At 75.9% G+C, this 3,377-nt stretch carries 2 protein-coding genes; both read left to right on the top strand.

The window, feature by feature from the left end:
* A partial coding sequence (locus tag HGA02_RS13640; protein ID WP_168679460.1) for an Ig-like domain-containing domain occupies positions 1-1,925 on the top strand: 1,925 nt, incomplete at its 5' end.
* A gap of 161 nt (positions 1,926-2,086) precedes the next feature.
* Positions 2,087-3,377: S8 family serine peptidase (locus tag HGA02_RS13635; protein ID WP_168679459.1), on the top strand; the 1,291-nt coding region annotated here is incomplete at its 3' end.

Below are 3,377 nucleotides of genomic sequence, written 5' to 3'. Positions count from 1 at the left end.
CCGTGACGGCCACGTCGACGGTGCGTGCGGCCGCGGGCGTCCCGCTCGACCGCGCGCCCGCGGACCCCGGCCCGTCGGACGACACCGCGTCGACGGCACAGCCCCTGGTCGGCGGCAGCACGACCGCGACGCTCTCGCCCGAGGGCGACGTGGACTGGTACTCCGTCGACGCGCCCGCAGCTGGTGCGTACCGCGTGACGGCCCTCGGGACAGGGGTCAGCGGTACCGGCGTGGAGCAGCTGCTCAACGCGATGGTCGAGGTGCGCGACACCGCCGGGCTTGTCCTGGCGCAGTCGCCGGACCCCCTGAGCGGACTCCCGCCGACGCTCCTGGTCCAGCTCGCCGCACCGGGCACGATGCTGGTCGGCGTCTCGAACGCGAACGGCTCGGCACCTCTCCCGCAGTACCGCTACCGGCTCGACGTCGAGCGCGTCGACTCGGAGGCTCCCCCGGCGCCGACCACGCGGGCCTGGTGGACGGGGGCCACCCCGGCACCGCACGCCTCGGGTGTCGCGGCGCGTCCGACGGTGCGCCTCGGCTTCGCGCGCGAGCTGCGGACCGCGGACCTCACCGCCTCGCGCGTCAGGCTGCTGGACCAGTCGGGCGCCGCCGTGGCCGCGACCGTGGGCTGGGACGCGCCGAACCGCACCGTGACGGTGACGCCGACGTCCGACCTCGCGGCCGGGCACCACTACTCGGTGGTCGTCGCGGGCGTGCGCGACACCGCGGGCGAGACGCTGCCCGCTCCCGTGCGGGTGCCGTTCACCGTGGGCGCGGGCGGCGACCGGTACACCGCGGTCGAGCCCTTCCGCCTCGTCGACACCCGGCAGCCCGCCCCCGACGACTCGTTCGGCCCGGTCGTCTCCGGCAGGCGCCTCGTCGTGTCCCTCGCCGGCGACGTGCCTCCCGACGCGACCGCCGTGGTGGTGTCCGTCGCGTCGACGATGCACGACTCGATCGGCAACGTGCGCGTGTTCCCCGTCGCCGCCGACGGCTCCGGTCCGGCACCGCGGGTCGCGAACCTCAACGTCGTGCCGGGCGTCGACCAGCCGAACCTCGCGACCGTGCAGCTCGGTCCGGGGCAGACGATCGCCGTCATGCCCGAGGGACCGCTCGCGCACCTCGTGCTCGACGTGTTCGGCTACTACAGCCCGGGTGGCGCGTCGGGCTACGTCCCGGTCAGCCCGACGCGCGTGCTGGACACCCGCGACGGCACCGGCGCCCCCGCCGGACCGGTCACCGGCGGGCACTGGGTCGACCTTACGGTGTCGGGCACGCACGGCGTCCCCGCCGACGCGACGGCCGTCGTCCTCAACGTCGCGGGCACGGGGGTCCGCGGCGGCACGTTCGTGTCCGTGCTGCCCACGCCGGACCTCGGCGTGACCTGGACCGGTCCGACGACGTCCAACCTCAACCTGTACCCGGGCCGCGACCAGGCCAACCTCGTCACCGTGAAGGTCGGCGAGGACGGTCGCGTCCGGTTCTGGGTCGACCGCTCCGCGACGCACCTCGTGGCGGACCTCGCCGGGTACTACAGCCCGTCGGGCAGGGACGGGCTGGTCCCCGTCGCGCCCACCCGCGTCGCCGACACGCGCTCCGCGCTCGGCTTCGCCGGGATCCTCCGCTCGGGCGTCCCCGCGGACGTCCGGATCGGCGGGACGCCCGCCGTACCGGCGCACGCGACCGCCGCCGTCGTGAACCTCGCGGGCGTCCAGCCGGCCTCCGGCACCCACGTCCGGGCGTTCCCCACGACCGTCCCCGCGACGCTGCCCGACGTCGCGAGCATCAACCTCGTGCCGGGCCGCGACGAGTCGAACATGGCCGTCCTGACCCTCGGCGACGGCGGCAGGTCGACGTTCTACGCGCGGTCGTCGGACGTGCACGTGGTCGTCGACGTCTTCGGCTGGTTCCGCACGTACCGCTGACACGCCGGGCACACGATCGGATCACCCGACACTTCACCCGATCAGGTGGCGTCGCGTCGCTGGCCTGGGCCTACGCTGGCGCCGATCCGGACCGTCCGGTCACGCGCGCCGTCGCTGCGGGCACGCGGGCCCGAGGTCGTCCGACCACCTCAGGACCGACGATGCTGAAGTCACGCCCCGCCGCCGCCGCGCTGACGCTCGCGGTCGCCGCCGTCGCGCTCGTCCCTGCCTCCGCCGCCTGGAGCGCACCGGCGCCCGCGGCCGCCGTGGACCCGAGCAACGGCCCCGTCCTGCACGGCCGGGACGACCTGCCCGCGTACGAGCCCCCGGCCCCCGTCGAGGCCGTGCCGGACCAGGTGCTCGTGCGGTTCGCGCCGGACGCGTCGCGGTCCGACCAGAGCTCGACGCTGTCCGCCGCGGGAGTGACCGGGGCCGGCAAGCCCGTGCCCGGGACGAAGTTCGTCGCGGTCCCTGTCGGCGACGAGGACCCGGCCGCCGTCGTCGAGCGCCTCGCGGCGGACCCGGACGTCGCGGACGTGCAGGTCGACCACGTGCGGCACGGCTTCGGCTGGACGGACGACCCGCTGCTCTCCTACACGTGGCCGTACCTCGACCTGACCCGGCAGCCTCGTGCGTGGGAGGCGTCGACCGGGCAGGGCGTCGTCGTCGCGGTCCTCGACTCGGGCGTGGACGCCACGCACGAGGACCTCGCCGCGCGCATGCTCCCCGGCTGGGACTTCGTCGACAACGACGCGACGCCGACCGACCCGAACGGGCACGGCACGCTCGTCGCCGGGACCGCCGCCGCCAGCGGGAACAACGGCAAGGGCGCCGTCGGCGTGGCGTACGACGCCTCGATCCTGCCGGTCCGCGTCCTCGACGCCGCGGGCAACAGCACCGACTCGCGCGTCGCGGCGGGGATCGCCTGGGCCGTCTCGAACGGTGCCGACGTCATCAACCTGTCCCTCGGCGGGCCGGGCACCTCGACCGCGCTCCGCGACGCGGTCCAGGCCGCGGTGAACGCCGGCGTGGTCGTCGTCGCGGCCGCGGGCAACGAGGGCGACGAGGTGCGGCAGTACCCCGCCGCCTACGCGCCCCAGATCGCCGGCCTGCTGTCGGTGTCGGCGACCGACTACTGGGGTGCGCTCGCCGGCTGGTCGACGTGGGGCGACACCGTCTCGATCGCGGCGCCCGGGAACGACGTCGTCGGCCCCGGCTCCGGTGGCGGGTACGTCATCGGCTCCGGCACGTCCTTCTCGGCCCCGATCGTCAGCGGCGCCGCCGCGCTCGTGCTCGCACGGACGCCCACGCTCTCGCCCGCCGACGTCGAGCAGCGCCTGGTGTCGACCACCCGGGACGCCGGTCCGCGCGGGTACGACCCCTACTACGGCGCCGGGCTCCTCGACGTCGCGTCCGCCGTGACCGCCACGTCGACGCCCCGCGCCGCGACGG

The organism is Cellulomonas septica, from assembly GCF_012396155.1.
Lineage (GTDB): Bacteria > Actinomycetota > Actinomycetes > Actinomycetales > Cellulomonadaceae > Cellulomonas > Cellulomonas septica.
The sequence above is the reverse complement of the archived record's forward strand: the minus strand, read 5'-3'. Positions and strand labels throughout refer to the sequence as shown.